Origin of the sequence: Stenotrophomonas sp. Bg11-02 (genome assembly GCF_002836635.1) — a bacterium.
In the GTDB taxonomy this organism is placed as follows: Bacteria; Pseudomonadota; Gammaproteobacteria; order Xanthomonadales; family Xanthomonadaceae; genus Stenotrophomonas; species Stenotrophomonas lacuserhaii.
Genome location: NZ_PJAY01000049.1, coordinates 114,316 through 140,370, shown reverse-complemented (window position 1 = coordinate 140,370; position 26,055 = coordinate 114,316). Strand labels below are relative to the sequence as shown.

Sequence of the window (26,055 nt, the reverse complement as noted above, 5' to 3'; positions counted from 1 at the left end):
CGGTGCGCGCCGAGCCGACGCGCGCCGCCCGCCGTCGCCTGCCTTACTCGAACAGGCGCTTGTCCTTGGCGTACTCTTTGGCCTGGTTGCGCGTGATCAGGCTGCGCTTGACCAGGTCCTGCAGGTGCTGGTCCAGGGTCATCATGCCGTGCTGCTGGCCGGTCTGGATGGCCGAATACATCTGCGCCACCTTGTCCTCGCGGATCAGGTTGCGGATGGCCGGGGTGCCGACCATGATTTCCCAGGCCGCGGTACGACCGCCGCCCACTTTCTTCAACAGGGCCTGCGAGATCACCGCGCGCAGCGACTCGGACAGCATCGAGCGCACCATCGGCTTTTCGCCAGCCGGGAACACGTCGATGATGCGGTCGATGGTCTTGGCCGCCGAACTGGTGTGCAGCGTGCCGAACACCAGGTGGCCGGTTTCCGCCGCGGTCAGGGCCAGGCGGATGGTTTCAAGATCGCGAAGTTCGCCGACCAGGATGATGTCCGGATCTTCACGCAGGGCCGAACGCAGCGCTTCGTTGAAGCCGTGCGTGTCACGGTGCACTTCACGCTGGTTGATCAGGCACTTCTGCGAGGTGTGCACGAACTCGATCGGGTCCTCGACGGTGAGGATGTGCCCGTACTCGTTCTTGTTGATGTAATCGATCATCGCCGCCAGCGTGGTCGACTTGCCGGAACCGGTCGGGCCGGTCACCAGGATCAGGCCCTGCGGCTGCTGGATCACCTCGCGGAACAGCGGCGGGCAGGCCAGGTCCTCCAGCGTCAGCACTTCGGAGGGAATGGTACGGAACACCGCACCGGCACCGCGGTTCTGGTTGAAGGCATTGACACGGAAGCGCGCGAGCGACGGGATCTCGAACGAGAAATCGACCTCGAGGAACTCTTCGTAATCGCGACGCTGCTTGTCCGACATGATGTCGTAGACAAGCGCATGCACCTGTTTGTGGTCCAGCGCCGGGATGTTGATGCGGCGGACGTCACCATCCACGCGGATCATCGGCGGCAGGCCTGCGGACAGGTGCAGGTCGGATGCTTTGTTTTTTACGGAAAACGCCAACAGCTCGGCGATATCCATGAGCGGCTACTCCCCAATAACGGCTTCGACTGGAAGGATCTTTCCCCGGGCGTCAGTATAGCGTCCTGTCAGACCGGAACGCGTCACGTGCAAAGTCCCCTGCCCGGAATACTGAGCAACCTGCAGAACGCGGCGCAGGCCGCCGGGCGGCCAGTGCCCACTCTGCTGGCCGTGTCCAAGAACCAGCCGGCGTCGGCGATTGCTGGCTTGGCGGCCGAAGGCCAGCGCGCTTTCGGCGAGAACTACGTGCAGGAGGCGCTGGCGAAGATCGAGGCGCTGCAAGGCCTTGGGCTGGAATGGCACCTGATCGGCCACCTGCAGTCGAACAAGGCCGAGGTTGTCGCGCGTCATTTCCAATGGGTGCAGAGCGTGGACCGGAGCAAGCTGGTCACCGCCCTGGCGCGCCATCGGCCGGTTGATCTGCCGCCCTTGAACGTGCTGATCCAGGTCAACATCGACGATGAAAGCAGCAAGCACGGCTGCCTGCCTGCGCAGGTCGACGCGCTGGCGGCTGCCATCGCCGCCGAGCCCACCCTGCAGCTGCGCGGGCTGATGGCCATCCCGGCGCCGTGGCCCGATCCTGCGCAACGCCACGCGGCGTTCAGCCGCATGCAGGCGCTGCAGCAGGCTCTGCAGAGCCGATACCCGCAGGCCGACACGCTGTCGATGGGCATGAGCAGCGACTACGCCGAGGCCATCGCCGATGGCGCCACCATGGTCCGCATCGGCACCGCGCTGTTCGGCGCGCGCGTCCGTCCGGCCTGAACTGAAAGGAGCATCCGCATGACCGATTCCTCCATCGCTTTCATCGGCGGCGGCAACATGGCCCGCAGCCTGATTGCCGGCCTGGTCCGACAGGGTATCCCGGCCGCCGACATCCATGTCGCCGAGCCGGTGGACGCCCTTCGCGATGCGCTGGCTGCTGACTTCGGGGTCACCACGTATGCCACCGCGGGTGAGGCCGCTGCCCAGGCCCGCGCCTGGGTACTGGCGGTGAAGCCGCAGGTGCTGCCTGAAGTGTGTGCCTCGCTGCAGCCCGTGGCGGCCGCGCAGCGACCGCTGCTGGTCTCCATCGCCGCCGGCATCACCAGCAGCCAGCTGGATCGCTGGCTGGGCGGCGACATCGCCGTGGTGCGCGCGATGCCCAACACCCCTGCCCTGCTGGGTGCGGGAGTCACCGGCCTGTTCGCCACCGCCCAGGTCAGCGAGGATCAACGCGCGCAGGCTGATCGGGTGTTGTCCAGCGCCGGACGCACGGTGTGGGTGGACGATGAAGCGCTGATGGACTCGGTCACTGCGGTGTCCGGCAGCGGCCCTGCGTACGTGTTCCTGCTGGCCGAGGCGATGGAAGCGGCCGGCATCGCGCAGGGATTGCCGGCCGAGGCGGCGCGCACGCTGGTGCAGCAGACCCTGCTGGGCGCATCACGGATGCTCGATGAAGCCGGTGAAGCGCCGGCCGAACTGCGCCGCCGGGTGACCTCGCCGGGCGGCACCACGCAGGCGGCGATCGAGGCCTTCCAGGCCGGCGGCTTCGAGGCGCTGGTCGCGAAGGCGCTGGCCGCCGCCCAGGCACGCGGCCGCGAACTGTCCGCCGCCAACGATTGAACCCCGACGGCACTGACGGCCGCTGGCCGTCATGCCGCGCCGCGCTGCGCGCTGGCCGAGCGTGGCTCGGCGCTACCGCTCCAGGTTTCCGGTGCCACCGGAAACCGCTCCACCAGGAAATCCACGAAACACTGCAGGCGCGGACGCGGCCAGCGGTCCGGCAGGTAGATCAGATGCATCGGGCGTGGCACCGGTAGATACGCTTCCAATACGCTGACCAGCCGCCCAGCGGCGATGTCCTCACCCAGCAGCGCCGTCGGCTGCAGCACCAGCCCAGCACCGGCCAGTGCCGCCTGACGCAACGCTTGCCCGTCATTGCTGCTCAGCCGCGCCCGCGGCTCCCAGTCCACCGGCTCACCGCTGGCCAGCTGCCAGCCATGGCCACCGCGCCAGGCCAGATGGCCCAGGCAATCATGCGCTGCCAGGTCGGACGGCAACTGCGGCGTACCCCTGCGTTGCAGGTATGCCGGCGATGCACACAGGCTCATCGCATAGGGCGGCAGCGGCCGCGCCACCAGCTCACGCGACGGCAGCGGACCCACCCGGATGGCGGCGTCGAAGCCATCCTCGATCAGGTCCACGGTGCGGTTGCTCAGGTCCAGCTCGATGTTCAACAGCGGCTGCGCCTGCAGCAACGATGCCAGCGCCGGTGCCAGCACGCAGCTTCCCCACGTACTCGGCGCGCTCACCCGCAGCAGCCCGCGCGGCTGCAGTTGCAGGCCGGCCACGCTCGCTTCGGCCTGCTGCACCTGCTCCAGCACCTGCCGGCATCCGGCCAGATAGGCCGCGCCGGCCTCGGTCAGCCGTTGCCGGCGCGTATTCCGCTGCAGCAGCGCCGTGCCCAGGTGCCTCTCCAACTGCTGGATGTACTTGCCGACCATCACCGCCGATACCTGCAGCTGTTCGGCGGCGCGCGCGAAGCTGCCGTGGTCGGCCACCGCCGCGAAGGCCTGCATGCAGCGCAAAGTATCCATTGCAAACCCCAGGTTAGGAATGAGCAAATCATACGCTGCTTACCGAAACCTCAACGAAGTAGCAGACTGAGCGCGTCCCCAACGGAGAAACTGCATGAAGATCCTGATCGTCGGCGCGTCCGGCACCCTCGGCCAAGCCGTCGCCGCCCACCTGGGGCAGCAGCATGAAATCCTGGCGGCCGGTCGCCACAGTGGCCAGCACCAGGTCGACCTCACCGACGACCGCAGCGTGCAGGCACTGTTCGAAGCCACCGGCCCGCTGGACGCGGTGATCGCCACCACCGGCCAGGTCCACTTCGGCCCTTTGCAGGACATGTCCGCAGCGCAGTTCGACAGCGGCCTGCAGGACAAACTGCTCGGCCAGGTGCGGCTGGCACTGGCCGCCCAGCACCACCTGCGCGCGGGCGGCTCCATCACCCTCACCAGCGGCATCATCAGCGCCCAACCCATCCGCGACGGCAGCAACGCCACCGCAGTCAACGCCGGGCTGGAAGGCTTCGTGCGCGCTGCAGCGTTCGAACTGGCCGCGCGCGGGCTGCGCATCAACATCGTCAGCCCGACCGTGCTGGAAGAATCGGCCGCCGCCTATGCGCCGTATTTCCCCGGCTTTGAACCGGCACCTGCACGCCGCGTCGCACTGGCGTACCAGCGCGCGCTGGAAGGCATCCAGAGTGGCCAGACGCTCAACGTCTGGTAAGGCAAGCGGCGCCGACCGGCGGCGGCACGAGGCAGCGCTATTCCCAGCGCTGCGGCCCGTCGCCCTGCTCACCCAGCATGTCATCCGGGTTGGCCAGGCGGCAGCGCTTCAACGACAGGCAACCGCAGCCGATGCAGCCGGTCAGCTGGTCGCGCAGGAACTGCAGCAGATGGATGCGCTCATCCAGTTCGGTACGCCAGCGCGCGGACATGCGTGCCCATTCGGCCTTGGTCGGCGTGCGTCCTTCGGGAAGCTCGGCCAGCGCCGCACCCACCGCTTCCAGCGGCATGCCCACGCGTTGGGCCACGCGGATCACCGCCAGCCGCCGCAGCACATCGCGCGGGAAGCGGCGCTGGTTGCCTGCGTTGCGCAGGCTGCGGATCAGCCCCTTGCGCTCATAGAAATGCAATGCGGACACGGCGACGCCGCTGCGTTTGGCCACCTCGCCTACACTAAGCTCCTGCGTCGCCATCCCTTGACCTCAACCTTGGTTGAGGCGCGATGCTGCCGCCTCCGCTTCGCCAATACAAGTGCCTGCATGAACGCCCCCGCCGCCTCGATCGCTTCCCCGGATGATGCCTCCATCCTTTCGCCGCGCTATCGCGCCACCACCATCGGCATGGTCGCGCTGGTCGCGCTGGTCGCTTTCGAGGCCCTGGCCGTGGCCGCCGCCATGCCCACCGTGGCGCAGGCGCTGGATGGCCTGCGCCTGTACGCAGTGGCCTTCGGCGGTGCACTGGCGACCAGTGTGATCGGCATGAGCGTGGCCGGCCGTCTGTGCGACCAGCAAGGTCCGGCGCGTCCGCTGTGGTTCGGACTGGGCTTCTTCCTGGCCGGCCTGATCGTGGCCGGACTGGCCCCGCGCATGGGCGTACTGGTGGCTGGGCGCCTGCTGCAGGGCGTGGGTATCGGTGCGGTATCGGTGTCGTTGTACGTGCTGGTGGCGCGCACCTTCCCCGAAGCACTGCGGCCAAAGGTGTTCGCTGCATTCTCCGCGGGCTGGGTGGTGCCTTCGCTGATCGGGCCGTCGATCAGCGGGCTGATCGTGCAATACGTCGGCTGGCGCTGGGTCTTCCTGGCGGTACCGGTGTTGGCCCTGCCCGCCGCCCTGCTGCTGGTGCCGGCACTGCGCGCCAGTGCGCAGCATCCGCGCACCGGGGTCGCATCACGGCCGGTGGTGCGTTGGGCGATCGGCACCGCACTTGCCGCGCTGCTGCTGTACCTGGGCGGCCAGCAGCAGGGCATCGTCGCCGTGGCGCTGATGGCTGCGGCGCTGGTCCTGCTGGTGGCCTGCGCACGCCACCTGCTGCCCACCGGTACGCTGCGCCTCGGCCGCGGCCTGCCCAGCGTGATCGCGATGCGCGGCATCGCCGCGTCGGCCTTCTTCGCGGCCGAAGCGTTCCTGCCGCTGCTGCTGCAGCGCGAACGCCATCTGTCACCGCTGTGGGCCGGCGCCGCGTTGAGCATGGGCGCGCTGGGCTGGTTCGCCGGCTCATGGATGCAGGGACACCAGCGCCGCGGCTGGACCCGCGCCCACCTGTTGCAGGCCGGTGCGTGGATGATGTGTGGCGGTCTGCTGCTGACCTCGCTGACCCTGCAGCAGGGCGTGCCGCTGTTACTTGCCCTCGCGGGCTGGTCACTGACCGGGCTGGGCATGGGCCTGATCTACCCCAGCCTGTCGGTGCTCACCTTGTCGATGTCGGCGCCGCACGAACAGGGCGCGAACAGTTCAGCCCTGCAGCTCAGCGAAGGGGTCGGCGTGGCGACCACGCTGGCGTTGTCGGGATCGTTGTTTGCCGCCTTCGTCGACGGCCGCGAGACGCTGGGCTACCTGCTCTGCTTCGCCGTGACGCTGCTGCTGGCGCTGCTGGCCACGGTGGTCGCGCGGCGCATCTGATCGCAGCTGCGGTTGGTGGGCGAGCGGTGGTTGTGGGTGACGACCGTTGGTCGTCACGCCATTGATCAAGGGCGGCGCTGTGACGACCAACGGTCGTCACCCACCCAGCTCCGGACTCCCACCCAGCTCCGGGCTCCCACCCAGCTCCGGATTCCAGATCAGGGCCGTGCGCCCACCTCGTCCACGTCCTCGCGCAGGATGCGGCGGATTTCCAGCACCGCCTGCGGGGTCTCCTGCACGCTGTGGCCGGAGATGATCACTTTCTCCGACACCGCACCGTCCAGGTGCGCGCTCCAGTACGGGACCAGTCCGTCATCGGACTGCAGCAGCGGCACATCCGCCTTGCGATGGGCGATGATCGAGTGATATTTCAAGCCCGGCTGGATCGGCAGCGAGGCCGCCGCCATCACGAACGGATCGCTGGATTTCAGGTTGTCGATGCTGTTCGGCACGCGCAGCTTCTCGCTGCCGCTGCGCTGCGCATCGGCCTGCTGCAGCGTGTTGAAGGCATCCTCGAACGAGCCCAGGATCGTCAGCGGCAGGCGCACCAGGCGGCCGATAAGGCGACCCACGCGGTTACCGGCGATGTCCGTACCCTTGTGCGGAGCGGCAATGAAGATCGCCCGTTCCACGTTCGGCTGCGGCTGGAACTGCAGCAACGGCCCCAACTTGGTTCTTACCCGCTGCAGGCGCTCGCCCTTCAGGTCATAGCGTGCCAACAGGTCATTCCACAGCACATCGCCTGAGGAACTGAGCATCAAGCGGCCGAGCACGCCGCCCATGCTGTGGCCGATGAACACCTGATCCTTCGACGCGCGCGACTGCCCGCCCGGATCGAAGTGCTTCAGCGTGCTGTTGAACGCACGCGAGATCTCATAGCGGTTCAGGGCGATCGGGGCGTTGGTGGGGTAATACACCTGCCACACCTGGAACTCACGGCGCAGTTCCTCTTCACCCATGATCTCATTGGCCACGTTCACCCAGGCTTCGGGACTGCTGCCCAGGCCGTGCAGCATGAAGATGATGCGGCGGTCCGGGTCCCACGGCTGCATCAGGTAGATGTGCGGTTCCTTGATACCTTCGGCCATGCCGAACAGGGTGCGCAGCGCCTGCGTGGCAAAGCCGCTCTGCGCCAGCCACAGCCCATACGCTGCGGTGAAATTGCCGGCCAGCGGTACCTGCTGGCCGTGCAGGTCCACGCGCTCGGTGGCCTCGGGCGAGTACACGTCCAGCAGCACCTGACTGGTCTGCAGTACCTCGTCCAACGAGTTGCCCTTGAAGCGCAGCAGCGCGGTGGCATTGATCGAGGACATCTCGCTGTACTGGGGCACCTCATGCCTGCGCTTCGGTGCTGCGCCATCCACCGGCGCATCAGCATCCGGCAGCGGCGTGCTCAACTTCGGTGGATCCATCACCACCACCAGCTCCGCGCCGAAGCCATCGCGACGGTAGGTGCTGCGCAGGCCGACGAAACTGATCGTAGCCGCCGACACCAACCGGGTCGGGATGCTGGGCATCGACAGGCGGTCGTAGTCGGAGGTGATGGTCCAGCGCTCGCCGGCCACCGGGGCGTTGTAATCCTCGCCGTCCAGCGCGGAGGCGCGCGAGCGCCGGAACACCACCGATGCGGTCTGTTCGGCGGCGTAATTGTAGTAGTCGCGCACCTGGGTCTGGCGGTCCTCAAAGGCACGGTCCGAGGGCGCGCGCCCGCTGAAGAACAGGTATGCATACGCGAAGCGGGCCGCTTCCAGCCAGGCATCCACCGCCGCATCGCTCATCGGCTCCTTGTCGGCGTGCTTCGGTTTGGGACTGAGGGCAAGCGCGGTCTGCACCCACAGCTCGGACAACGCGGACATGCGCTGTTCGGCGCTGACGCCATCGGTATCCAGCAGGGTCCGGCGGCACGCGACCAGATCCTTTTCGCACTGGCTCGCATCCAGCCCGACCACGCTCAGGGTCTCCTGCGAAGCCGCACTCAGCTTGCCGGTGGTCAGCACGTCGGACCGCTTGGTGGTCAGGTAATCGGTGTTGGCGACCTGCTTGACCGTCACCATCGCGCAGCCACTGCCGATCAGCAGCGCGGTTGCTGCCAGCAGCAGTCGCAGGCTGCGCTGCCAGTTGAAGGGGTATGCCGCGGCCATCATGGTTGGTCTTCCTGTGCGGTACCGGGAACGCCGCGGCGTATCCAGGCGGAGAAGTCAGTCTGGGCCTGCGGCTGCAGCGCGCGCTCGGTGATCCGCGCACGTGACTTCAGCGTGGCAAACGGATAACCCGGCGCCAGCGCGCCCTGGTCGAAGGCGTATTCGTCCAGGTAGCCCGATGCCAGCAGGCGGTAGTCCAGCGGCAGGCCGGGCGCGATGTGGCGCGCCAGGTCGAACACGATGGTGGTGCAGTTGCTGGTCAGCGTGTTGTAGAACGCAGGGGCGGCATCCAGGCTGCGCGCCTGCTCGATATAGCCGGCGAACAGGGTGCGCAGCTGTGGCTGCGTCATCCCGTGCAGGCGGTACAGATAGACATCCTCGCCGCGTGCATTGGTACGCGTGCGGATGATGTCGGTTTCCTCCGACGCCACCAGGGTCATCTCGAACTTGCGGAAGAAGCCGCCCAGTGCGGAGAACGACTCGCCCTGTTCCTTGCGGATTTCCAGCGAGAACACCAGCTGGCGACCATCGGCGAAACCGAACGACACCAGCGTGTGGGCGATGGCCGGGCCCATCCAGTACGACATCACCAGGTCGGCGGATCGCAACTGCTGCAGGTCGTACTCCCGCCGCACCCAGCGCGCGTCGTAGTCCTGCTCGGTGCGCCAGGTGAAGTCGCGCACGTTGTCCAGCACCACGTGGTGCCCATCGAAGGCCACCACGTGCAGGCGCTCGGCCACGTCGTCAGCCCATGTGCGGTCCTGGCTGGGGCTCAGCGCCGTCCACCACAGGGCGGCACAGGCCATGCCCAGCACGTAGGCCGATCCGATGCGCCGGCCAGCGCGTCCGCGCGCGAAGCGCAGCGCCATCCAGCCGGCAGAGAACACCCAGGCCAGCGCCAGCAGCGCGCCGAGCCAGACCGGGCCAGGCATCTGGTAGAACAGCAGTCCGCCGGCCCACAGGGCGCCAAGCAGCATGATGATCGCAATCGTCCAACGTCCTGCTGCCTTCACTGTGGTGCTGTCACTTCATCCGTGGGGCGCCTAGTTAGCCACAGCCGGCGCTTTGGCGGAATCGCCGCCTGTTCAGGTTGGGGGGAGAGGGAGTGACGACCAACGGTCGTCATCCATCAGAACCGACGGTCGTCAGCCAGTACGGGCTCCTACACAATGTGTGCGTCACCCTGGAGAACCCCATGGGAATCACATCGGTTGCCGGAGTTCCTGTAAACGAGCACCACACCGCTACCTGCCATTGCGGTGCGGTGGAGCTGCGGCTGCACCTGCCGAACGGCATCGTCGAGCCGCGCCGCTGCGATTGTTCGATGTGTCGAAGGCGCGGTGCCATTGCCGCCACCGTTGCAGAGGATGGCCTGCAGGTGGTGCGCGGCGGCGAGCAGCTGCGGCTGTACCAGTTCAACACCCATGTGGCCGAGCACTGGTTCTGCGGCGTCTGCGGCATCTACACCCATCACCGGCGACGCTCGAATCCACGCGAGTTCGGCTACAACGTGGCCTGCCTGGAAGGCATCAATCCGTTCGCGCTCGGCGAGGTGCCGACCAACGATGGGGTGCACCATCCGGCGGACCGCGAACAGGCCATCAGTGGCGGCTGCGGCGCGCCGGCATCGCGACTTTCTGCCACGGTGAGATCGCCATGCGCCCGGCACGCGCGGGACGCTTGAGGGTCAGCCGGCGCGCGTGCGCTTCCGGCAATGGCTGCGGCGCAGGCGGCGTGGACGGCGACGAGGGGGTGGCAAGCAGAAGGTTGATGAGCCACATGGCAGGTCTCCGTTGGGGGCGGGCAGGTCCACGCTATCCCCGCCCCGGCGACTGCCGTGTGATCCGGCCATGACACCGCGATGACCGTGCTGAACGCGCGCACCGCACTGATTCAGGCTTCCCGCTTCAGGCAAGGTCGCAGCCTTCGCTGTCGCGGGCTTCGCGCCTGCGAATCATTTGTATTTGCATATATGCTTGCGGATAATCCGCGCCATCTACTGTTCCCTCCAGCCGTCGCCCGAGGATTCCCGCTGCATGCAACGCTCCGCCATCAAAGCCTGGTTCGTGGTCCATAAATGGACCAGCCTGGTCTGCACGCTGTTCCTGCTGCTGCTGTGCCTGACCGGCCTGCCGCTGGTGTTCGGCCACGAGATCGCCCACCTCACCGGCGCCGACCCGGAAGTACCGGCCGCACCCGCCGATGCCACGCTGCGCGACCTGGACGCGCAGGTGCAGACGGCATTGCAGCACTTCCCGGGCAACGTGCCGCTGTTTGTCGGCTGGGATCCGGACGCCCCGCTGATGTACGTCAACACCGGCGCGCGCACCGATACGCCGCCGGCGCAGATGCAGACCGTGCTGCTCAATACCGTCAGTGGCGAACAGGTGCCCGCACCGCAGTTCAACGAAGGCGTGATGTACTTCCTGTACCGCCTGCATACGGATCTGTTCCTCGGCCTGCCCGGCCTGTTGTTCATGGGTGCGATGGGGCTGTTGTTCGTGGTGGCGATCATCTCCGGGCTGGTGCTGTATGGACCCTTCATGCGCAAGCAGCGCTTCGGCACCCTGCGCACCGGTCGCAGCCGCCGGCTGGCCTGGCTGGACCTGCACAACGTGATCGGCATCGTCACGCTGGGCTGGGCGCTGGTGGTGGGTCTGACCGGGGCCATCAACACCCTGGCCAAGCCGCTGGAACAGGCCTGGCAAACCCAGCAGCTGGGTGAGTTCGCCGCGCGGTATGCCGGCCAGCCCAAGCCCACCCAGCTGGCTTCGCTGCAGGCTGCGGTGGACACCGCGCGCGCGGCCGAACCGGAGATGCGCCCGGCCTTCGTCAGCTTCCCCGGCACCGGCTACAGCGGTGATCATCACTTCGGCGTGTTCATGCAGGGCAATTCACCGCTCACCGAACGCCTGTATCGCCCGGTGTTGATCGATGCGAGCACCGGCGCGCTGACCGCGCAGCCGCAGCTGCCGACCTACATGACCGTGCTGCTGCTGAGCCAGCCGCTGCATTTTGGTGACTACGGCAAGCTGCCGTTGAAGATCCTGTGGGCGCTGCTGGACCTGTTGACCATCGCGGTGCTGGTCAGCGGCCTGTACCTGTGGTTCAAGCGCGGCAACACCGCCACGCGCGTGGCCGAGATCGAACGCGCGCAGACGCAGGAGGTGGCATGAAGAGCCCCTTCATCGCACCGGCGTGGATCACGCTGGCCAGCCTGGTCGGGCTGGTCAGTGCCTTGATCGGCGATGGCCTGTTCGACCTCATTTCGTGGGTGGTTTTCAGCGGCCTCATCGCCTTGTTCGTGCGAGCATGGATGAAGCGCGACCGGCGCTGATGCGCTGATTCCAAGTGCACGCCGCGCGGCCCATCCTGGTAGCGCCGAGCCATGCTCGGCGGCTCTCCGTTCCGGCATCGGGATGCCTGACACACGCCAGGCTGCGTGCCCGCCGGGCATGGCTCAGCGCTACGGCTTGGTGCAGGAGAACCACGCGGCCAAGCCGTTGCGCAGCAGGTCATCCCAGTACCCCGCCGGCTGGGCCAGCCGGTCCTGCTCCAACAGGCAGGGAGCCTGCCACACCAGGTCGGTGAAACCCGCCTGTGCGAATGCGTGTTCGTAATGCTCGCGTGCCCAGCGGAACACGGTGATGCGCGCCGGTGGATCGCCCGGGAACTCCATCTCCATCCTGGCGCCCTGCTGCCACGGCACATCGTCCAGCACCCGCACGCCGTACTTCGAACAATCACCGTCCGCCAGGCAGTAATCAGGATTCATCGTCTCCACGGCGATCCTGCCACCGGCGCGTACATGCTCGAACGCCGCCGCGGCCATCCGTGCGAGTTCGTCCAGCGACTGCGCGTAGTTGAACAGGAAGGCGGCCACCGCCAGGTCGTACTCGCGCACCGGTGCCAACTGCAGGAAATCACTGACCTGGAAGGTCATCGCGTCGCCGGCAGTCGCCGATACCCGCCTCCCTATTGCCACCATCTCCGGCGACTGGTCCACACCGTGCGCGCTGGCGGCGCCGGCCAGCAGCATTGCCCTGCCGTAAAAGCCGAAACCGCAGGCCAGATCCAGCACACTGCGGCCCGTCACATCGCCGACCATGTGCTGCATGGTCCGCAGTTCGACCCTGCGCGTGGGCGATGCGTTGGCATACGCCGCGTACTGGCCTGCGATGTCATCGTAGTGCGCTTTCATCGTGGAAATCCTCTTCAACAGAGGTGTCCACGCTACGCAACGTCGCCTACGCATTGAAGAGGCGAAAGCGAAACCGCCCGCGCCCGTTTCAACGTTCGCACACCAGGTTCACCGACATGCAGTTGTGCACGTAGCCCTCCCAGTAACCTTCAGCGCGCGCATCGATATCGGCCTGCTCCAGCACCGGCTCATGCCAGCTGACCGCGCTGAAGCCCGCCGCGCGGATGGCCTGCTCGTAATGTGCACGCTCCCAGCGGTAGTTGGTGATCAATGCCGGCGGCGTACCCGGAAACTCCAGCCGCAGCCGCGCACCCTGCTTCCAGGGTGTCTCTTCCAGAACCTTCACCCCGTACGCCGCGTAGTCCCCCAAGCCCAGCCGATAGTCCGGATTCAAGGTCTGCACCACCAGTCTGCCGCCATGCTTCACATGCGGAACCACCGCGACGAACATCCGGCGCAGCTCCTCCAGTGAAGCGGCATAGTTGAACAGATACGCAGCCAGCACGATGTCATGCTCGCTGCCTGATGGCATATCCATCACATCGTGGGTCTGGAAGGTCATGCCATCGCCGCGATAGGTGGACAGGGCGCGGGCGAAATCGATCATGCCCTGCGACTGGTCCACGCCATGCGCACTTCCCGCGCCGTGACGCAGGAATTCGCGTCCGTAGTAGCCCGATCCGCAGGCCAGGTCCAGCACGCTTTTTCCTTTCACCTCACCGGACAAGCGCAGCATCGTGCGCACTTCGATGGGCCGGGTCGGCGAGGCATTGGCGTAGGCCATGTACTGGTCGACGATACTGTCATAGCTTGCGCTCATCACATCTTCCTTGGATCACCAGAACCGTGAGTGCAAACGCTATAGGGTGGTGATTCGCCATTGAAGAGGCAAAAGCGACGCGCAGTATCGCAACACCTTCCGCCCTTCACCCGCTACGCGCCATTCCCATGAACGCATGCAAGGCCGGATTATCCATATCGGTGCGCAGGCAGAAACTCAGGCTGAAGTGCGCGTCTTCCGACTGCACGGGGCGGTAACAGACCTCCGTATCGCGGAATCCCGCCATGCTGGACGGCACGATCGCAATACCGGTCTCCACCGCCACCAATGACAGCACCGCATGCATGCCGTGCGCTTCCTGCACCACCTTGGGCATGAATCCCGCGGCCACGCAATGGCGCATCACATGCGAATGAAATCCCTCCCCTTCCACGGCGGGCCAGCTGACAAACTCCTCACCGGCAAGATCCTCCATCCGCAAGGAAACGACGGACGCCAACGGGTGTGCGTGCGGCAAGGCAATAGCCAGCGCGTCCACATCGAAGTCCTGCAGCTGCATCCCAGGGGAAACGGGAATGGGAGGAATGAGCACGCCCAGGTCGATCTCGCCTTTGGCCAGCACGTGCTGCTGCTGGCGCGAGGTCGCCTCGCGCAACTCCAGGCGCACCTGCGGGTGGCTGCGCCTGAACGCACGGATCAGCTGCGGCAGGCGGCCGTACAGCGCGCTGCCGACATACGCCACGCGCACCTGCCCGCTGCGTCCTGCCGCGGCCTCGCGCGTGGCCTCCACCGCGTGGGCGGCCTGCTGCAGGGTGTGCCGCGCTTGCACCAGCAAAACCTCCCCGGCAGCAATAAGTCCCACGGTCCGATGCCCGCGTATCACCAGCAGCGCCCCGATCTGCTCTTCCAGCCGGCGGATCGCCGCAGTCAGCGGGGGCTGTGACATATGCAGGCGCGCGGCGGCGCGGTGGAAATGTTGTTCTTCCGCGACAGCGACGAACTGGCGCAGCAAACGAAGATCAATCATGGCAACCGCGCGAGGAATGGCCGGCTCAGGTTAGCAGTCCCGGTGCCTGCTCCGCGGCTCGATCGCCGGCAGCGCAATCTCCGGCCACGCCGCATCGAAAGCCTCCACGCTGGCGGCAGCCACACCCTGCAGATCGCGCGGGTAGCTCACGCCGGCAGGCTCCTGCGTGCGCGTCGCATGGAACTGGCCATTGCTGGCGCGCAGTACCCACCCGCCCTGCACGCAGCGCGACGAGGCCAGCCAGGCCACACCGGGCGCCACGGTATCCGGATGCAGTTCATCGGGCTCGCCGTGCACGCCCCACATGCGTGTTTTGGCCACCGGCGATACCGCATTGACGATGATGTTGTACGCCTCGCCCTCTGCAGCCAGCACGTTCATCAGGCCCACGGCGGCGCTCTTGGCCATCGCGTAGCTGGCCAGCCCGTGCTGCACGTACTGCGGGTACAACGCCCGGTCGGAGGTGGTCAGCACGATGCGCCCCCCTCCTGCCGCACGCATCGCCGGCCACGCCGCCTGGGCAAGCCACAAAGGCGCTTTGGTGGCGATATCCAGCATGTGCGCCAGCTGTACCTCGCTGATGTCTTCGATGCGCTGGTAATGCACCCAACCGGCGTTGTGGATGATGAAGTCCAGCCGCCCGTGCTGGGCCAGAACCTCGTCGACCAATGCGTGGCACTGCGCGCGCGTATCGATGGAAAGCGCGCGGCTGGTGACATCCAGGCCGTCCACGCGCAGGCGTGCAGCGGCACTGGCCACCCGGCCCGGGTCACGCCCTTCGCCATCGCGGTCGGCGCCGACATCCTGCATCACGATCCTGGCGCCGAGGCGTGCCAGCAGGCGCGTATAGGCCAGGCCCAAGCCGCCCGCCGCACCAGTGATCAGGCCGACCTGTCCATTGAAATCAAGGGGAGTATCCATCATCCACACAGCGTGGACTGGCACGGCAACGATGGCCAATACCGTTCACAGGCAGGGGTGATCCGTTATGGGTATCGAAGGGCGTAGAGTCAATGCTGGCAAGGCCGTGAGCCGAATAGACGGCCTATTCGGCTCACCGGATGAGCCGAATAAGCGTCGCATTCGACACAATGAGCTCGCCAGCTCCCTTCGTACTATCATCGAATATTGCCAAACCATTCTGGCCAGAATGGCACGCTACAGGCCCACCTGGCTCTTCATCTCGACAATGACGAACAGCTCCGCCCCGCTGCTGATCATCCTGCCAGGGCTCGATGGGAGCGGCCGCCTGTCCGTCCCTTTCATGCACGCGCTCGAGGCGCAGGGGGTTGAATCCCAGGTCATCGCATATCCGAAAGACCGGGCGATGGGATATGACGCACTGCGTGATTGGCTTCGCCCCCAGTTGCTCCGGCAACCGCCCTTCGTGTTGCTCGGTGAATCATTTGCGGGTCCCTTGGCGATAATGCTCGGGACGACCGGACTGACCTCGCTTCGCGGCATCATCCTCTCCACCACGTTTGCACGTGCCCCGGTGCCTGCCCCGTCTGTGTTGGCCCGCGTGCTGCAGTTGCCGCTCCCGCTGCCGCCTGTCGCGCCGTTGGCCAGGCTTCTGCTTGGACGCTGGCGGACGCCATCACTCGAAGGTGCGCTGCGGGACGCGCTGGCCGGCACGTCGCCGTCGGTGCTGCGTGCACGCGCAGTGGAGACGCTGCGGATCGACGTTCGGGCGTTGCTCCCCTTGGTCTCAACGCCTGTCCTTTGCCTGCATGCAAACGAGGATCGACTGTTGCAGGCCAGCGCCTTGCGATCGATCGAGCATGGACTGCAGCAGCCCGCCGAGTCGCATCTTCTGGACGGGCCGCACCTGCTGCTCCAGGCCCAGCCCGTGGAAGCGGCAGCCCGCGTGGCAAGTTGGTTGCGCACACTGGACCGTGGCACCCTCCCGCATGCACCCCCAGAGGCGTAGACCATGATCGATCTCCAGGCCACCGACGTCCGGATGTTTCTTCCTTCCCGGGACTTTGCACTCTCGCAAGCCTTCTACGAAGCGCTGGGCTGCGAGCGCGAGTGGGCGGACGACAACCTGGCCCTGTTCAAGCTGGGCCCCTCGCGCTTCTACCTGCAACGCGGCTATGCGAAGGAATGGGCGGAGAACACCATGCTGCATGTTGCCGTGCAGGACGCTGCCGCCTGCTTCAACGCCATCCGCGCACTGCTGGACACCGGCAAGTACCCCGGCGCGCGCGTAGCACCCCCACGGAGCGAGCCCTATGGAGCGCAGGTAACCTACGTCTGGGATCCCGCAGGTGTGCTGTTGCACCTCGCGCAGTGGGATGCAAAAGACTGACCGTGGCAGGGTCTCCTGCCGCAGTCTTGCCAGTATAGTCAGCCGCATGGAAGACAGAGCCGCGCAACTGGATGAGCTGATCATGGAACTGAGTGCGCTCTGCGACCTGCTGGCACGCGACAGCGAGTGCGAATGGCGGCGCCATTTCGTTTCCTGCCTGCGCCAGGCCGAGGCACTTGCCGCAACCCCGCACGACCAACCCTCCCTCAACATGCTCTCGGGCTCGGTCATGTCCGTGTTCGGCGGCATGGGCAGCTTCAACGACTACGTACCCTTCAAGCACGGCCGCCTGATTGCCGGCATGGAAGCACTGGACGAAGCTTCCGGGCGGGTGTATCAGGCTGCCCTGGCACTGCGGGTGATCGCAGCGCGCGACTGACGCCGACCGGTTGCCGCGCCTGCCGCGCGATCAACCATCCCCCTCACCCACACCACTTCGAGACACCCATGGCTGACCCCTACAACACGGCCCGACGTCCTGCCGGCGAAGCGCGGCTGGACGATTCGATGATCACAACCGCATTCGAACTGCCGGGCTTCCGCGTGGTGCAGAACATCGGCGTGGTGCGCGGCATCACCGTGCGCTCGCGTTCGATCGTCGGCAACTTCCTCGGCGGCATCCAGACCCTGTTCGGCGGCAACATCACCATCTACACCCAGCTGTGCGAGCAGGCACGCGAAGAGACCTACCGGGACATGGTGAAGCACGCACGCATGCTGGGCGCCAACGCGATCATCGGCATGCGCTACGACGCCACCGACATCATGACCGGGCTGACCGAGGTGCTGTGCTATGGCACGGCGGTCATTGTTGAACCTGCGGGAAGCTGACGCGTTGGCAGGTGGCTGATCGCCTGCCGGGCTGTGCTCAGGCCGATGCAGGCTCCGCGCAGCGGGCAGCGCGGCCCAGCCTGTATCCACCCACATGCCGGACGTAACCTCTGGACGCGCCCAGCTGCTGCATTGAAGATGAGCCATCCCAAACGGAGCCCGGAATGGATCCGCCAGCACCCTTCCAGTTCGAGGTTCGATGCCATCCCGGCGAGTATCTTGCTCTCCTGCGCGAGCATATCCATACCACGATCATGCCGACGAACCGCCGCTGGTGGAACCTGCTGTTCGTGAACCTGATGCTGGGCACCTTCGCCCTCGGGCTGTTCGCCTGGAAGTCCTTCCGGGTCGGCCGCTGCCGGTTTGAAATGGACGCGCAAGGCTTCACCCGCCACAGCCGGGGTGGGCCGCAATCGGTTTCGTGGACAGCGGTGAAGAAGCTGCACTGGTACCGGCATGCGATGTTGATGGAACTCAGCGAATCAGAGGTACCGATCCCGTACCGCGTGCTGGAGCCATGCCAACGTGAGCGGATCGCTGCCTGGGTAGCAGGTTGCAGGCCGGAATCCCAGGCCACCTGATTCCTCTCGGCAGGTGTCAGTTCTGCCGCACCGGCGGCTGGTCCAGGAAAGCTATCAGCGCAAGCCATCTCGCCGGACAATACCAACATCGGCATGTGCAGCGCTGTCTTTGCGAAGCCTGCGAAATCTTTCGCATCCTGCTCGAAGTTCCTGAAGTATTCGAAGCCGGAGCGCATGCCACCGGGCCGTGCATAGTCGGCAGCGTAGAACTGGCGGTCGGCCCCCGGGATCGACTTGCTGCGGTCTGCCGCGAGGTCGTTCCAGAAGTGCTCGAAGTAGATGCGCTCACGGCCGTGGACCAGCTTCAGCGGGGTCTCGCGTGGCTCTGGATCGCGGCGGGTCTGGCGGCCTTCGCGGTGGCCTGGATGGCCAGCAGCACCACCAGCGCGAAGGACGTGCGGCACAAGGAACGCGGGAGCAGGGTCATTGCAGTCTCCAGTCCGGGGTAGCAAGGCGCGCTTCGATCCACTGCTTGAACTCGTGCATCACCTGCTCCCGTCCGACATCATTGAGCAGGTCATGCGCGTGCTCCGGGTACAGCCGCAGCGTCTTGTCGGCAGATCCTGCGGTGTCATGGAACAGTTGGCTGCCACCGGGTACGGTGACCTTGTCGGCGGTGCCATGGGCAATCAATACCGGCAGGCGCAGCGTCGGAAAGCCACGCCGCAGCCGGTCGCTGCCTGCCAGCATCTGCGCCACCGTCAGCGCGGTCTGCTTCTCCCCCGCGATAAGTGGGTCCGCATCAAGCGCGGCGACCGCATCGGGCATCCGCGAAAACTCCTTGTTAGGCAGCCTCAGCACCCGCAGCGTCGGGAATGGTCCGCTGAGCCAGCGCACCAGCGCCAGCACCGGGGCCGGTGCGGGAACCTGCAGGGCGAAGCTTTCGCAGACCAGCCCGGCCAGCTCATCCTGGTGTTCCAGGGCGTAGGCGCTTGCGATCACCCCGCCGGCACTATGGCCAAGCAGGAACACCGGTACGGCCGGCTCGCGCGACCGCGCCACGTCCATCACCGACTGCACGTCCGCCAGGTATCCTCGAAGTGCTGCACATGGAAGCGCAGCCCGCTGGATTTGCCGCGCCCACGCAGATCGACGGCGTACACCGCCAGCCCGATCGCGGTGAACTGCGCGGCGGCCCACTGGTAGTGGCCGCTGTGTGAATTGAATCCCGGCACGATCACCAGCACCGCGCGTAACGGTCCACTCGGTCGCCAACTGCGGATGAACAGCTCACCCTCGCCACCGGCGATGAGCTCTTCGGTACGCGACGGGCCGGGCATGCGCGCATCAACCGGTGGCGCGTGTGCTGCAGCAGCAGGGAAGGCAGTGTCCATGGCAGATCCTCTGTGAAGGGGGAGGAAGCGAAGTCACGGACACCCACGAACGCCCCTTCGGGCGTCCGCCACGCTGCGTCACTGATGACCCCACAAAGGGGGTCTACGCAGATCCCGGACGACACCGGCCAACGCAGATGGATGCTTCATGCCAACCCGCAGCGACCTACGCCTGGATGTCCTGCTCCTGTCCCAGGTCACGATCAAGCAGACAATCGATGAACGCACGCAGCGCCGGCAGCAGGTAGCGACGGCTGGAGTAGTACAGGAACAGGCCCGGCACGGTGGGTGACCAGTCGGCGAGCACGCGCTTCAATCGCCCATCCCGCAGTGCTTCGGCAATGCCGTCGTCGTTGTAGGCGTACAGGATCCCCAGCCCCTGCAGTGCGGCAGGCACCACGATGTCCTGGTGGTTGGACAGCACCCTGCCCTCGGGGACGAACTCCACGCTCTTCCCTTTCCTGCGGAACTCCCAACCGGCGATCTTGCCACTGCCCGGGTAGCGCCACCCGATGCAGGCGTGCTGCTGCAGATCGGCCGGCACCTTGGGCTCGCCATGCCGCGCCAGGTAGTCGGGCGACGCCACCGCCAGCAGCTCCACATCCGGTGTCAGGCGCACCGCGATCATGTCTTTCTGCAGCCGCCCGCCCACCCGGATGCCGGCATCGAAGCCCTCGCCGGCAATATCACTCAAGCCATCATCGACCACGATGTCGAGCACTACATCCGGATGGGCCTGCGCAAAGCGGCCCAGCCGCGGCGCGATGAGCTTGTGCGCTGCCATGCTGAGCGTGTTGATCCGCAGCGTTCCTGCAGTTCGCGCGGTGCTGCCCAGCGCCTGCGCGACGGCATCATCCATCTCGCGCAGCATCGGGGCGATACGCTCATGCAGCCGGCGTCCGGGCTCGGTGGGCGAAACACTGCGCGTGGTGCGGTTCAACAATCGCACGCCCAAGCGCGCCTCCAACTGCCGCACGATCTGGCTGAGCGCAGAGCGGGACAGCCCTAGATGGTCGGCGGCGCGGGCGAAACTGGCCCGTTCGACCACCGCCGCGAATGCTTTGAGTTCTGCGAATTCGGAGCCGCGCATTGTGCCCTGCTTCCTACATAGGCTGATCAGATAGTAGGCGATTCTGTTGACGGCAGGAACGGGCCATCCTGAGCCCCTGTCCTCAACCGGAGCCTGCCCATGAAAGACCTGAACCTGCCCGAGCCGATCACTGCCTACTTCAACGCCGACGCGAACGATGGGCGTGCCGTCGCCCGCTGCTTCAACCCGGATGGATCGGTGCGGGACGAGGGCAAGACCCACACCGGTCTTGCCGCCATCGAGGCCTGGAAAGCGCACACCGCCGACCGCTACCGCTACACCGCCACACCCATCAAGGTGGAAAAGAACGAGCGCACCTACTTCGTCACCAGCCACGTGGTGGGCGACTTCCCCGGCAGCCCGATCGACCTGCGTTACGCCTTCACCCTGGAACGCGGCAAGATCGCCACGCTGGAGATCTCGGCATGAACTTCGACCTCCAACTGGCCGGCGGCCGCACCATCCCCACGGCGTAAGCCGCACATCACGTCGCCCGATCGCCGTCCCAGGAACCGCTATGCTTGGCGCGGCATCAAACCCGCCTTCCATACCCTGCAGGACGCAGCACCATGATGGTCAAGAACGCATCCCTGCTGTGCTCAGCCGTGCTGGCGATGTCTGCTGCTTTGCTTGCTGCTGGGTGTGGCGGAACGACGCGGAAGACGGTCCTCTCCACTGACAGCCTGAAGGTGGTGGCCGTCACGGAGTCGAGGTTGGATATCAACGTCGGCGAGTACCAGCACTACACGACGTACACGCTGTACGTCGATGGCACGGAGCTTTCAGACAAGGCATTCGCAGACCTGCTGCAGGATGCGGATGCCAGGGACGAGCAGATCGTCCACACCGATGCCATCGTGGTTGCCGAGGACACCGTCCTGCTGGCATCACGCACCCGCGACGGGTCGGCCTGCTGGACAACCCATCTGTCCGCGCACGGCGGCAAGGCGACCCTGGAAAAGATCATCACCAGTACGGTTGATTGCTCCCCGGGGCCGGCGCCGCCGGGCTGGAGTACGCTGTACGATGAAGCCAGCAACCTGGTCCTGGTGCGTACCCATCCCTTCGCGGTGCATCCGATCACCGGCTACTGGCAGGTCCTCTGGATAGAGGGCGATGTTGTGGCGCTGTACGCCGAGGAGCGGGCGAAGGAGCGACTCATCGTCAGGCTCGTACGGATATCCGCAGACGAAACGCTTGCCGAGCAGCACCTGCCGATGAACACCTATGCGGAGCCTGATCTGCTTCATGCCTCGCCGGACGCACGCAGGCAATGGCTGTTCAGCAACTTTTCCGTCAGCCTGGGCGTTCCTGCCTCCATCCAGCTTCGTCCTGACAACACGCTCAAGACGATCACCCCGTAGGTCTGGGCGCAGTACCAGGAAATGGATCGGCAGAACAAGGAGGCCGATGCCCGCGCGAGTGCAGAAGGCCAGGCCCGCACCGACGCACTGTACCGGGAAGTGAGGGCAGCGGAGTCGGCCAAGGGCCACCCCGCGAGCCGGATCCAGTAGACCGCGGCATTGCTACACTCCCCCGCTTTCGATGGATATGGGGAGCAGGGCAAATGGACTTCCTCCAACGGCTGTACATCATCACGTGGGCGGCGATGGCGATGGTTGCCACTGCCGCGTCGGCCGCCACCGTGGACTCCCACCCCGCTGTGCCGTCTGTTTACTACGTGCGCCATGCAGTGAGCAGCGGGCCGGATGCAGGCGATGAGACAACGCTGTCCGGCTATTACGAAGCGGCATTGCAGCCGGCGTCGCGCGCAGGCAGCCAGCTTCGAGTCCTGCCCATCTGGTCGCAGCAGAGAGACGCGACAGGTCATGCAAGCTACCTGATGGACCTGGACCCGAACGACGCGACCGAGGCGGCGCAACTGGCCGTGCTTGCCGAAGGCTTCAGTGCTGAGGCAACACGATCTGGAGAGTTCGGCGCGCTGCGTGCGGCGGACCAGAGCGCATGGTCTGCACTGTCCCGGAAATCACCCGACGCAGCTGAGGCATTGCTCCCCCGGCAACAGGCAGCGGGACTGCGGCCGGTGCGATTGCCCGCCACCGTGGCGGTGGGCGACGTGCTGGCAGGAACGCTGCGGATCGAACCCCACGGCAGCGTCGAGACGACCCTTAGTGTTATCGAAGTCACCCCGAAGGCGGTGCTGATGGAGCTGTCCGTTGCAGGCCCCGGCGCGCAGGGTGATGGCCGGCTGGTGGTGGCGCGTGGCGACGGCATGCCGATCGAGCTGCGGATGGAAGTGCGCTACGCGGCCAGCAAGGGCTGCCCGCTTCCCTCCACCGCGTGCACCTGGCAGATACCGGGCACGACCCGATGCTGCAGATGAGCGAGGATGTCGAGAGCTACCTCAGCTATGTCGAGCAGGTGAACCACACGCTGCAGCGCCCGCCGTACAGCGGCGTCGCGCCGGATCCTTCGGCCTACACGCACCGCGCGGCAGTGCTCGGCGAGCTGGAGGACTACATGGTTGGCGCGGCCTCGCTTCCTGCGCTGATGCCGTACATGGGCTCGTTCTGGATTCCCGCAGAGGGCGGCGCAGGACGCTGGCTGGCGATCGGCGCGCGCTCCAGCCTGGAACGCGACCCAGCGGCCGGCCAAGGACAGCACGAGCGCATCCTGATGTCCCGCCTGCATCGCGTGGTGATGCTGGATTCGGATGGCGCGGAGATCGCCGGACTGCCGACCAAACGGGTCACCCCGACGCTGTTCTTCCCTGAGAAATACGCGGCCACGCAGAACGAGGTGAGCTTCCCCTTCCATCTGCCACTGGGCGCGCCGCGTGATGTGTTGGGCCGCATCGAAGCGGTGCGCATGTCCGTCGACGCCGAGGTCTATGCATTCGAAACGACCGAGATCCTGCAGCCCGGTGAGCGTTCAAAACTCAATCCTGACATCACCTTGCTGCGCCCCGCTGCCCATCGCGCGACGCTGCTGCAGGGCAGGCAGTCCTGGAAGGCGAAGACCGGCCTGTACAGCGTGGTCGTGCCGCTGGATGAGGAAGGAAATGTGTTGCCGTCCGAGCAGATGATCATTGCCCCGCTGAAGCCCGCGCAGCCGACGCGGCTGGCGCAGGTGCCACTGGCCTGGGAGAACGGCAGCCTGCCGATGCGAACCGAGATCGCCACCGCCCGGCCCATCGCCAGGCTGCAGGTGCGCCACTATCGCTGGAGCTCGGTGCCCACGACATGGACCTTCCCGATGCGCGAGTGATGACGGCCCGTACCGGGATAAGACACCTGTTCCAGGCGTGCTTTTCCCGGCTTCGTCGCCGTAACCTCTGCTTTGTCGCATGACGGCTACCGGTCCGGGCGGGATCCGCTAACGTGTCCTGATGGCCAGCCAAGGCGCGCCGTCGCCGCACAGCTGCTTCCTCTGGACCCAATGCCGACAGGGACGTAGATACACATGAAACGCTGGCTTTTCCTGGCTGTGATCAGCCTGCCCCTCACCGCCGCGGCGGTTGTCATCCGCGGCGATGTGGATGATGCCGAGTACCGTATCGATGGTTCGGCATTTCCCGCATTGGCCGACATGCCCGGCGAAGGCCACGGAGCCCTCATCGCCCCGCGCTGGGTGGTTACCGCAGCGCACGCAGCGCCGATGGAGGGAATGCACGCACAGGTGACGATCGACGGCCAGGCCTACGCGGTGGAGCGCGTGTTCGTGCATCCTGGCTACAGGCGCATGCCGGATTTACTCGGTCAGGAAGCGCTGGCGACGGGAAGCCCGTCCCGGATCCATGCCTTCCTCGCAGCCTCGGACGATATCGCACTGGTCAAGCTCGCCTCGCCCGCAGCACACGTACGGCCCATGCAGATATACCGCGGCAACGAGGAAGTTGCCCGCATCGCCACCTTCATCGGCAAGGGCGCCACCGGCAACGGCGACCGCGGCCAGAACCTGCACGATGCGCACAGGAACACGCTGCGACGGGCGGAAAATGCTATCACCGGAGCCAATGCGCGTTATCTCTGGTATCGCTTTGATGCCCCGCCGCACGCGCTGCCACATGAAGGCGTGCTGGGCAGTGGAGACAGTGGCGGGCCGCTGATGATTCAGGACGAGGACGGCTGGCAGCTTATCGGGCTGGGCTCGTGGATCACCGCGGTGCCGGAGCACGCGTTGGAGGCGGGATTCTATGGCCAGGTGGTCCAAAACGTCCGCATTTCGCGCTATGCGGAATGGATCGACAGCGTGCTGCAGCGAGAAGGGGACTGATTCCCCGCCGATGCAGCAGCCGGCGTAAAGGTTGCAATGACCAACGGGGCTTTGCCCTGCCCCCGCACGTGCGCCACCATCGGCTGCAGGCAAGGCACCCGTCCTTGCGGGGACGGCAGCATGATCAGGCGCATCGGCACTATGTTGATTCTGGGGCTGTGCAGCGCCACCGCGCTGGCCGCCACCCCCGGCTATCAGCCCAGCTTCCACCCGGACCAGCTGAAGGGCCCGCCCGCCGGCCGCCCCAACGAGGTGCTGGTGCTGGGTTCGCCGCACCTTTCCGCCCTGCCCGACACCTTCGCGCCGGCCCAATTGGAGCCCCTGCTGGAGCGCCTTCAAGCCTGGAAACCGGACGCGATCGCGGTTGAAGCGATATCCGGCATGCAATGTGATTACATGCGCCGGTTCCCTACCCGTTACGTGGACAGCATCGACAGCTACTGCCCGGACCTTGCCCCGGCGCAGGCCGCCACCGGACTGGATGTGCCGGCGGCCAACGCGGAAGCAGAACGTCTGCTGGCTACCTGGCCCACCGAGCCGACTGCAGCGCAGCGACGCCACCTGGCCGCCGTGTTCCTTGCGGCCGGTGAGCGCAATTCGGCCCTGGTGCAATGGCTGCGGCTGCCGACGGCGCAACGCAGGGCGGCCGACGGCTTGAACGATGAGTTGGTGGCCTATCTGGACAAGCGCCTGCAACGTCGTGACGAGTCCCTGCTGGTGGCGGCCACGCTCGCCGCGCGGCTCGGCCTGGAACGGGTATGGGCGGTGGATGACCATACTGCCGATTCGGCCACGCCCAAGGAACTGGAAAAGGCCTCCGGCGAGGCGATCATGAAGGCGTGGGACAACCCGTATAACAAGGCGCGCGCCGAGGCGGACGTTGCACTGCACGCCGACCTGGGCAAGCCCGATGGCCTGCTGGCGATCTACCGCACGTACGACGCCCCAGAAGCGGCGATGCAGGCGTTCCACGCCGACTTCGGCGCCGCACTGGTGGAGCCTTCGCCGCAGGCATTCGGACGCAACTACGTGGGCTACTGGGAAACCCGCAACCTGCGCATGGTCGCCAACATCCGCGACGTGCTCGGGCAGACGCCCGGCACGCGCATGCTGGCCATCGTCGGCGCGTCGCACAAACCGTATTACGAGGCCTATCTGCAGTTGATGCACGACGTGCAGCTGGTGGATGCCGGGGACGTGCTGCGCTGAGCTTGCCGACGATGCTCCAAGACTGATGGGAGATCCGCAGGGCGTTATCTGACCCAGTT

Annotated in this window: 28 protein-coding genes and 2 pseudogenes; 18 read left to right on the top strand and 12 right to left on the bottom strand. The window is 66.2% G+C overall.

Going from position 1 to position 26,055, the window contains the following annotated elements; all coding sequences use genetic code 11:
- Window positions 1-43: 43 nt before the first annotated feature.
- Window positions 44-1,081: a type IV pilus twitching motility protein PilT gene (locus CXG43_RS04205; protein WP_042613426.1), complete on the bottom strand. Its 1,038-nt coding sequence runs from the start codon at window positions 1,079-1,081 to the stop codon at window positions 44-46.
- Window positions 1,082-1,189: 108 nt separating this feature from the next.
- Between CXG43_RS04205 and CXG43_RS04200 the strand changes: the two genes are divergently transcribed.
- Together CXG43_RS04200 and proC are read left to right on the top strand one after the other, a co-directional pair.
- On the top strand, window positions 1,190-1,846 hold the full coding sequence (locus tag CXG43_RS04200; RefSeq protein ID WP_232767595.1) for a YggS family pyridoxal phosphate-dependent enzyme: 657 nt from the start codon (window positions 1,190-1,192) through the stop codon (window positions 1,844-1,846).
- Between the two features lie 18 nt (window positions 1,847-1,864).
- The gene (proC, locus tag CXG43_RS04195; RefSeq protein WP_101098799.1) at window positions 1,865-2,686 is read left to right on the top strand and encodes a pyrroline-5-carboxylate reductase; all 822 of its coding nucleotides are present in this window, start codon (window positions 1,865-1,867) and stop codon (window positions 2,684-2,686) included.
- A gap of 29 nt (window positions 2,687-2,715) precedes the next feature.
- Here the strand turns inward: proC and CXG43_RS04190 are convergent, their stop codons facing one another.
- The gene (locus CXG43_RS04190; RefSeq protein WP_101098798.1) at window positions 2,716-3,660 is read right to left on the bottom strand and encodes a LysR family transcriptional regulator; all 945 of its coding nucleotides are present in this window, start codon (window positions 3,658-3,660) and stop codon (window positions 2,716-2,718) included.
- Window positions 3,661-3,754: 94 nt separating this feature from the next.
- Here CXG43_RS04190 and CXG43_RS04185 point away from each other — a divergent pair, with 94 nt between their 5' ends.
- A complete protein-coding gene (locus tag CXG43_RS04185; RefSeq protein WP_101098797.1) occupies window positions 3,755-4,357 on the top strand; it encodes a short chain dehydrogenase in 603 nt (200 codons plus the stop codon).
- Window positions 4,358-4,394: 37 nt separating this feature from the next.
- On the opposite strand, the gene soxR is transcribed toward CXG43_RS04185, so the two are convergent.
- A complete protein-coding gene (gene soxR, locus CXG43_RS04180) occupies window positions 4,395-4,829 on the bottom strand; it encodes a redox-sensitive transcriptional activator SoxR (RefSeq protein ID WP_042613421.1) in 435 nt (144 codons plus the stop codon).
- A gap of 66 nt (window positions 4,830-4,895) precedes the next feature.
- Here soxR and CXG43_RS04175 point away from each other — a divergent pair, with 66 nt between their 5' ends.
- The gene (locus tag CXG43_RS04175; RefSeq protein ID WP_101098796.1) at window positions 4,896-6,254 is read left to right on the top strand and encodes an MFS transporter; all 1,359 of its coding nucleotides are present in this window, start codon (window positions 4,896-4,898) and stop codon (window positions 6,252-6,254) included.
- 158 nt (window positions 6,255-6,412) lie between these two features.
- Here the strand turns inward: CXG43_RS04175 and CXG43_RS04170 are convergent, their stop codons facing one another.
- Complete coding sequence (locus tag CXG43_RS04170) at window positions 6,413-8,395, bottom strand: alpha/beta hydrolase (protein ID WP_101098795.1); 1,983 nt, start codon at window positions 8,393-8,395, stop codon at window positions 6,413-6,415.
- Window positions 8,395-9,372, bottom strand: coding sequence for a DUF4105 domain-containing protein (locus CXG43_RS04165; protein ID WP_101098866.1), 978 nt, complete (start codon window positions 9,370-9,372; stop codon window positions 8,395-8,397). The genes CXG43_RS04170 and CXG43_RS04165 overlap by 1 nt, the downstream gene beginning before the upstream one ends.
- 218 nt (window positions 9,373-9,590) lie before the next feature.
- Between CXG43_RS04165 and CXG43_RS04160 the strand changes: the two are divergent.
- From CXG43_RS04160 to CXG43_RS19270, 3 genes and pseudogenes are all read left to right on the top strand, one after another.
- Window positions 9,591-9,986: pseudogene (locus CXG43_RS04160) on the top strand (GFA family protein); the annotation flags it as partial.
- Between the two features lie 445 nt (window positions 9,987-10,431).
- A complete protein-coding gene (locus tag CXG43_RS04155) occupies window positions 10,432-11,571 on the top strand; it encodes a PepSY-associated TM helix domain-containing protein (RefSeq protein ID WP_101098793.1) in 1,140 nt (379 codons plus the stop codon).
- On the top strand, window positions 11,568-11,732 hold the full coding sequence (locus CXG43_RS19270) for a hypothetical protein (protein ID WP_198551422.1): 165 nt from the start codon (window positions 11,568-11,570) through the stop codon (window positions 11,730-11,732). The genes CXG43_RS04155 and CXG43_RS19270 overlap by 4 nt, the downstream gene beginning before the upstream one ends.
- Before the next feature lie 129 nt (window positions 11,733-11,861).
- Here CXG43_RS19270 and CXG43_RS04150 read toward each other — a convergent pair whose 3' ends face one another.
- The 4 genes from CXG43_RS04150 to CXG43_RS04135 all read right to left on the bottom strand — a co-directional run bounded on the left by CXG43_RS04150 (window position 11,862) and on the right by CXG43_RS04135 (window position 15,325).
- Entirely contained in the window at window positions 11,862-12,596 is a 735-nt protein-coding gene (locus CXG43_RS04150; RefSeq protein WP_157825182.1) for a class I SAM-dependent methyltransferase, read from the bottom strand.
- An 88-nt stretch (window positions 12,597-12,684) separates the two neighbouring features.
- Window positions 12,685-13,416, bottom strand: a complete 732-nt coding sequence (locus CXG43_RS04145) for a class I SAM-dependent methyltransferase (protein WP_101098791.1) — start codon at window positions 13,414-13,416, stop codon at window positions 12,685-12,687.
- A 106-nt stretch (window positions 13,417-13,522) separates the two neighbouring features.
- Window positions 13,523-14,404, bottom strand: a complete 882-nt coding sequence (locus CXG43_RS04140) for a LysR substrate-binding domain-containing protein (RefSeq protein ID WP_101098790.1) — start codon at window positions 14,402-14,404, stop codon at window positions 13,523-13,525.
- Window positions 14,405-14,434: 30 nt separating this feature from the next.
- Window positions 14,435-15,325 carry an SDR family oxidoreductase gene (locus tag CXG43_RS04135; protein WP_101098865.1) on the bottom strand — a complete coding sequence of 297 codons (891 nt, stop codon included), beginning with the start codon at window positions 15,323-15,325 and terminating at the stop codon, window positions 14,435-14,437.
- A gap of 67 nt (window positions 15,326-15,392) precedes the next feature.
- On the opposite strand from CXG43_RS04135, the gene CXG43_RS04130 reads away from it, so the two are divergent.
- From CXG43_RS04130 to CXG43_RS19265, 5 genes are all read left to right on the top strand, one after another.
- Window positions 15,393-16,334 carry an alpha/beta hydrolase gene (locus CXG43_RS04130; RefSeq protein WP_232767586.1) on the top strand — a complete coding sequence of 314 codons (942 nt, stop codon included), beginning with the start codon at window positions 15,393-15,395 and terminating at the stop codon, window positions 16,332-16,334.
- A gap of 3 nt (window positions 16,335-16,337) precedes the next feature.
- A complete protein-coding gene (locus tag CXG43_RS04125) occupies window positions 16,338-16,715 on the top strand; it encodes a hypothetical protein (RefSeq protein ID WP_101098789.1) in 378 nt (125 codons plus the stop codon).
- A gap of 46 nt (window positions 16,716-16,761) precedes the next feature.
- A complete protein-coding gene (locus CXG43_RS04120) occupies window positions 16,762-17,094 on the top strand; it encodes a hypothetical protein (protein WP_101098788.1) in 333 nt (110 codons plus the stop codon).
- 68 nt (window positions 17,095-17,162) lie between these two features.
- Complete coding sequence (locus CXG43_RS04115) at window positions 17,163-17,546, top strand: YbjQ family protein (RefSeq protein WP_101098787.1); 384 nt, start codon at window positions 17,163-17,165, stop codon at window positions 17,544-17,546.
- A 164-nt stretch (window positions 17,547-17,710) separates the two neighbouring features.
- A complete protein-coding gene (locus CXG43_RS19265) occupies window positions 17,711-18,127 on the top strand; it encodes a hypothetical protein (RefSeq protein ID WP_198551424.1) in 417 nt (138 codons plus the stop codon).
- Between the two features lie 304 nt (window positions 18,128-18,431).
- Here CXG43_RS19265 and CXG43_RS19550 read toward each other — a convergent pair whose 3' ends face one another.
- The 3 genes and pseudogenes from CXG43_RS19550 to CXG43_RS04095 all read right to left on the bottom strand — a co-directional run bounded on the left by CXG43_RS19550 (window position 18,432) and on the right by CXG43_RS04095 (window position 20,551).
- On the bottom strand, window positions 18,432-18,554 hold the full coding sequence (locus tag CXG43_RS19550; RefSeq protein WP_269801222.1) for a hypothetical protein: 123 nt from the start codon (window positions 18,552-18,554) through the stop codon (window positions 18,432-18,434).
- Window positions 18,551-19,407, bottom strand: a pseudogene (locus tag CXG43_RS04105) (lysophospholipase). Before CXG43_RS04105 ends, CXG43_RS19550 begins: the two are co-directional and overlap by 4 nt.
- A 220-nt stretch (window positions 19,408-19,627) precedes the next feature.
- On the bottom strand, window positions 19,628-20,551 hold the full coding sequence (locus tag CXG43_RS04095; protein ID WP_101098784.1) for a LysR family transcriptional regulator: 924 nt from the start codon (window positions 20,549-20,551) through the stop codon (window positions 19,628-19,630).
- A gap of 99 nt (window positions 20,552-20,650) precedes the next feature.
- On the opposite strand from CXG43_RS04095, the gene CXG43_RS04090 reads away from it, so the two are divergent.
- The 6 genes from CXG43_RS04090 to CXG43_RS04065 all read left to right on the top strand — a co-directional run bounded on the left by CXG43_RS04090 (window position 20,651) and on the right by CXG43_RS04065 (window position 25,996).
- Complete coding sequence (locus tag CXG43_RS04090) at window positions 20,651-20,980, top strand: nuclear transport factor 2 family protein (protein ID WP_101098783.1); 330 nt, start codon at window positions 20,651-20,653, stop codon at window positions 20,978-20,980.
- A gap of 140 nt (window positions 20,981-21,120) precedes the next feature.
- Complete coding sequence (locus CXG43_RS04085; RefSeq protein WP_101098782.1) at window positions 21,121-21,915, top strand: hypothetical protein; 795 nt, start codon at window positions 21,121-21,123, stop codon at window positions 21,913-21,915.
- 203 nt (window positions 21,916-22,118) lie between these two features.
- Complete coding sequence (locus CXG43_RS04080) at window positions 22,119-22,895, top strand: hypothetical protein (protein WP_101098781.1); 777 nt, start codon at window positions 22,119-22,121, stop codon at window positions 22,893-22,895.
- Window positions 22,892-23,779 carry a hypothetical protein gene (locus CXG43_RS04075; RefSeq protein WP_157825184.1) on the top strand — a complete coding sequence of 296 codons (888 nt, stop codon included), beginning with the start codon at window positions 22,892-22,894 and terminating at the stop codon, window positions 23,777-23,779. Before CXG43_RS04080 ends, CXG43_RS04075 begins: the two co-directional genes overlap by 4 nt.
- Window positions 23,780-23,974: 195 nt before the next feature.
- Complete coding sequence (locus tag CXG43_RS04070; RefSeq protein ID WP_101098779.1) at window positions 23,975-24,787, top strand: trypsin-like serine protease; 813 nt, start codon at window positions 23,975-23,977, stop codon at window positions 24,785-24,787.
- Window positions 24,788-24,907: 120 nt separating this feature from the next.
- A complete protein-coding gene (locus CXG43_RS04065) occupies window positions 24,908-25,996 on the top strand; it encodes a DUF5694 domain-containing protein (RefSeq protein WP_101098778.1) in 1,089 nt (362 codons plus the stop codon).
- Window positions 25,997-26,055 lie beyond the last annotated feature (59 nt).

Bases quoted from the DNA above. Each gene is read 5' to 3' on its own strand.
- CXG43_RS04205 (WP_042613426.1), bottom strand. From the start codon at position 1,081: ATGGATATCGCCGAGCTGTTGGCGTTTTCCGTAAAAAACAAAGCATCC.
- proC (WP_101098799.1), top strand. From the start codon at position 1,865: ATGACCGATTCCTCCATCGCTTTCATCGGCGGCGGCAACATGGCCCGC.
- CXG43_RS04190 (WP_101098798.1), bottom strand. From the start codon at position 3,660: ATGGATACTTTGCGCTGCATGCAGGCCTTCGCGGCGGTGGCCGACCAC.
- CXG43_RS04185 (WP_101098797.1), top strand. From the start codon at position 3,755: ATGAAGATCCTGATCGTCGGCGCGTCCGGCACCCTCGGCCAAGCCGTC.
- soxR (WP_042613421.1), bottom strand. From the start codon at position 4,829: ATGGCGACGCAGGAGCTTAGTGTAGGCGAGGTGGCCAAACGCAGCGGC.
- CXG43_RS04175 (WP_101098796.1), top strand. From the start codon at position 4,896: ATGAACGCCCCCGCCGCCTCGATCGCTTCCCCGGATGATGCCTCCATC.
- CXG43_RS04170 (WP_101098795.1), bottom strand. From the start codon at position 8,395: ATGGCCGCGGCATACCCCTTCAACTGGCAGCGCAGCCTGCGACTGCTG.
- CXG43_RS04165 (WP_101098866.1), bottom strand. From the start codon at position 9,372: ATGCTGCTTGGCGCCCTGTGGGCCGGCGGACTGCTGTTCTACCAGATG.
- CXG43_RS04155 (WP_101098793.1), top strand. From the start codon at position 10,432: ATGCAACGCTCCGCCATCAAAGCCTGGTTCGTGGTCCATAAATGGACC.
- CXG43_RS19270 (WP_198551422.1), top strand. From the start codon at position 11,568: ATGAAGAGCCCCTTCATCGCACCGGCGTGGATCACGCTGGCCAGCCTG.
- CXG43_RS04150 (WP_157825182.1), bottom strand. From the start codon at position 12,596: ATGAAAGCGCACTACGATGACATCGCAGGCCAGTACGCGGCGTATGCC.
- CXG43_RS04145 (WP_101098791.1), bottom strand. From the start codon at position 13,416: ATGAGCGCAAGCTATGACAGTATCGTCGACCAGTACATGGCCTACGCC.
- CXG43_RS04140 (WP_101098790.1), bottom strand. From the start codon at position 14,404: ATGATTGATCTTCGTTTGCTGCGCCAGTTCGTCGCTGTCGCGGAAGAA.
- CXG43_RS04135 (WP_101098865.1), bottom strand. From the start codon at position 15,325: ATGGATACTCCCCTTGATTTCAATGGACAGGTCGGCCTGATCACTGGT.
- CXG43_RS04130 (WP_232767586.1), top strand. From the start codon at position 15,393: ATGGGTATCGAAGGGCGTAGAGTCAATGCTGGCAAGGCCGTGAGCCGA.
- CXG43_RS04125 (WP_101098789.1), top strand. From the start codon at position 16,338: ATGATCGATCTCCAGGCCACCGACGTCCGGATGTTTCTTCCTTCCCGG.
- CXG43_RS04120 (WP_101098788.1), top strand. From the start codon at position 16,762: ATGGAAGACAGAGCCGCGCAACTGGATGAGCTGATCATGGAACTGAGT.
- CXG43_RS04115 (WP_101098787.1), top strand. From the start codon at position 17,163: ATGGCTGACCCCTACAACACGGCCCGACGTCCTGCCGGCGAAGCGCGG.
- CXG43_RS19265 (WP_198551424.1), top strand. From the start codon at position 17,711: ATGGATCCGCCAGCACCCTTCCAGTTCGAGGTTCGATGCCATCCCGGC.
- CXG43_RS19550 (WP_269801222.1), bottom strand. From the start codon at position 18,554: ATGACCCTGCTCCCGCGTTCCTTGTGCCGCACGTCCTTCGCGCTGGTG.
- CXG43_RS04095 (WP_101098784.1), bottom strand. From the start codon at position 20,551: ATGCGCGGCTCCGAATTCGCAGAACTCAAAGCATTCGCGGCGGTGGTC.
- CXG43_RS04090 (WP_101098783.1), top strand. From the start codon at position 20,651: ATGAAAGACCTGAACCTGCCCGAGCCGATCACTGCCTACTTCAACGCC.
- CXG43_RS04085 (WP_101098782.1), top strand. From the start codon at position 21,121: ATGATGGTCAAGAACGCATCCCTGCTGTGCTCAGCCGTGCTGGCGATG.
- CXG43_RS04080 (WP_101098781.1), top strand. From the start codon at position 22,119: ATGGACTTCCTCCAACGGCTGTACATCATCACGTGGGCGGCGATGGCG.
- CXG43_RS04075 (WP_157825184.1), top strand. From the start codon at position 22,892: ATGAGCGAGGATGTCGAGAGCTACCTCAGCTATGTCGAGCAGGTGAAC.
- CXG43_RS04070 (WP_101098779.1), top strand. From the start codon at position 23,975: ATGAAACGCTGGCTTTTCCTGGCTGTGATCAGCCTGCCCCTCACCGCC.
- CXG43_RS04065 (WP_101098778.1), top strand. From the start codon at position 24,908: ATGATCAGGCGCATCGGCACTATGTTGATTCTGGGGCTGTGCAGCGCC.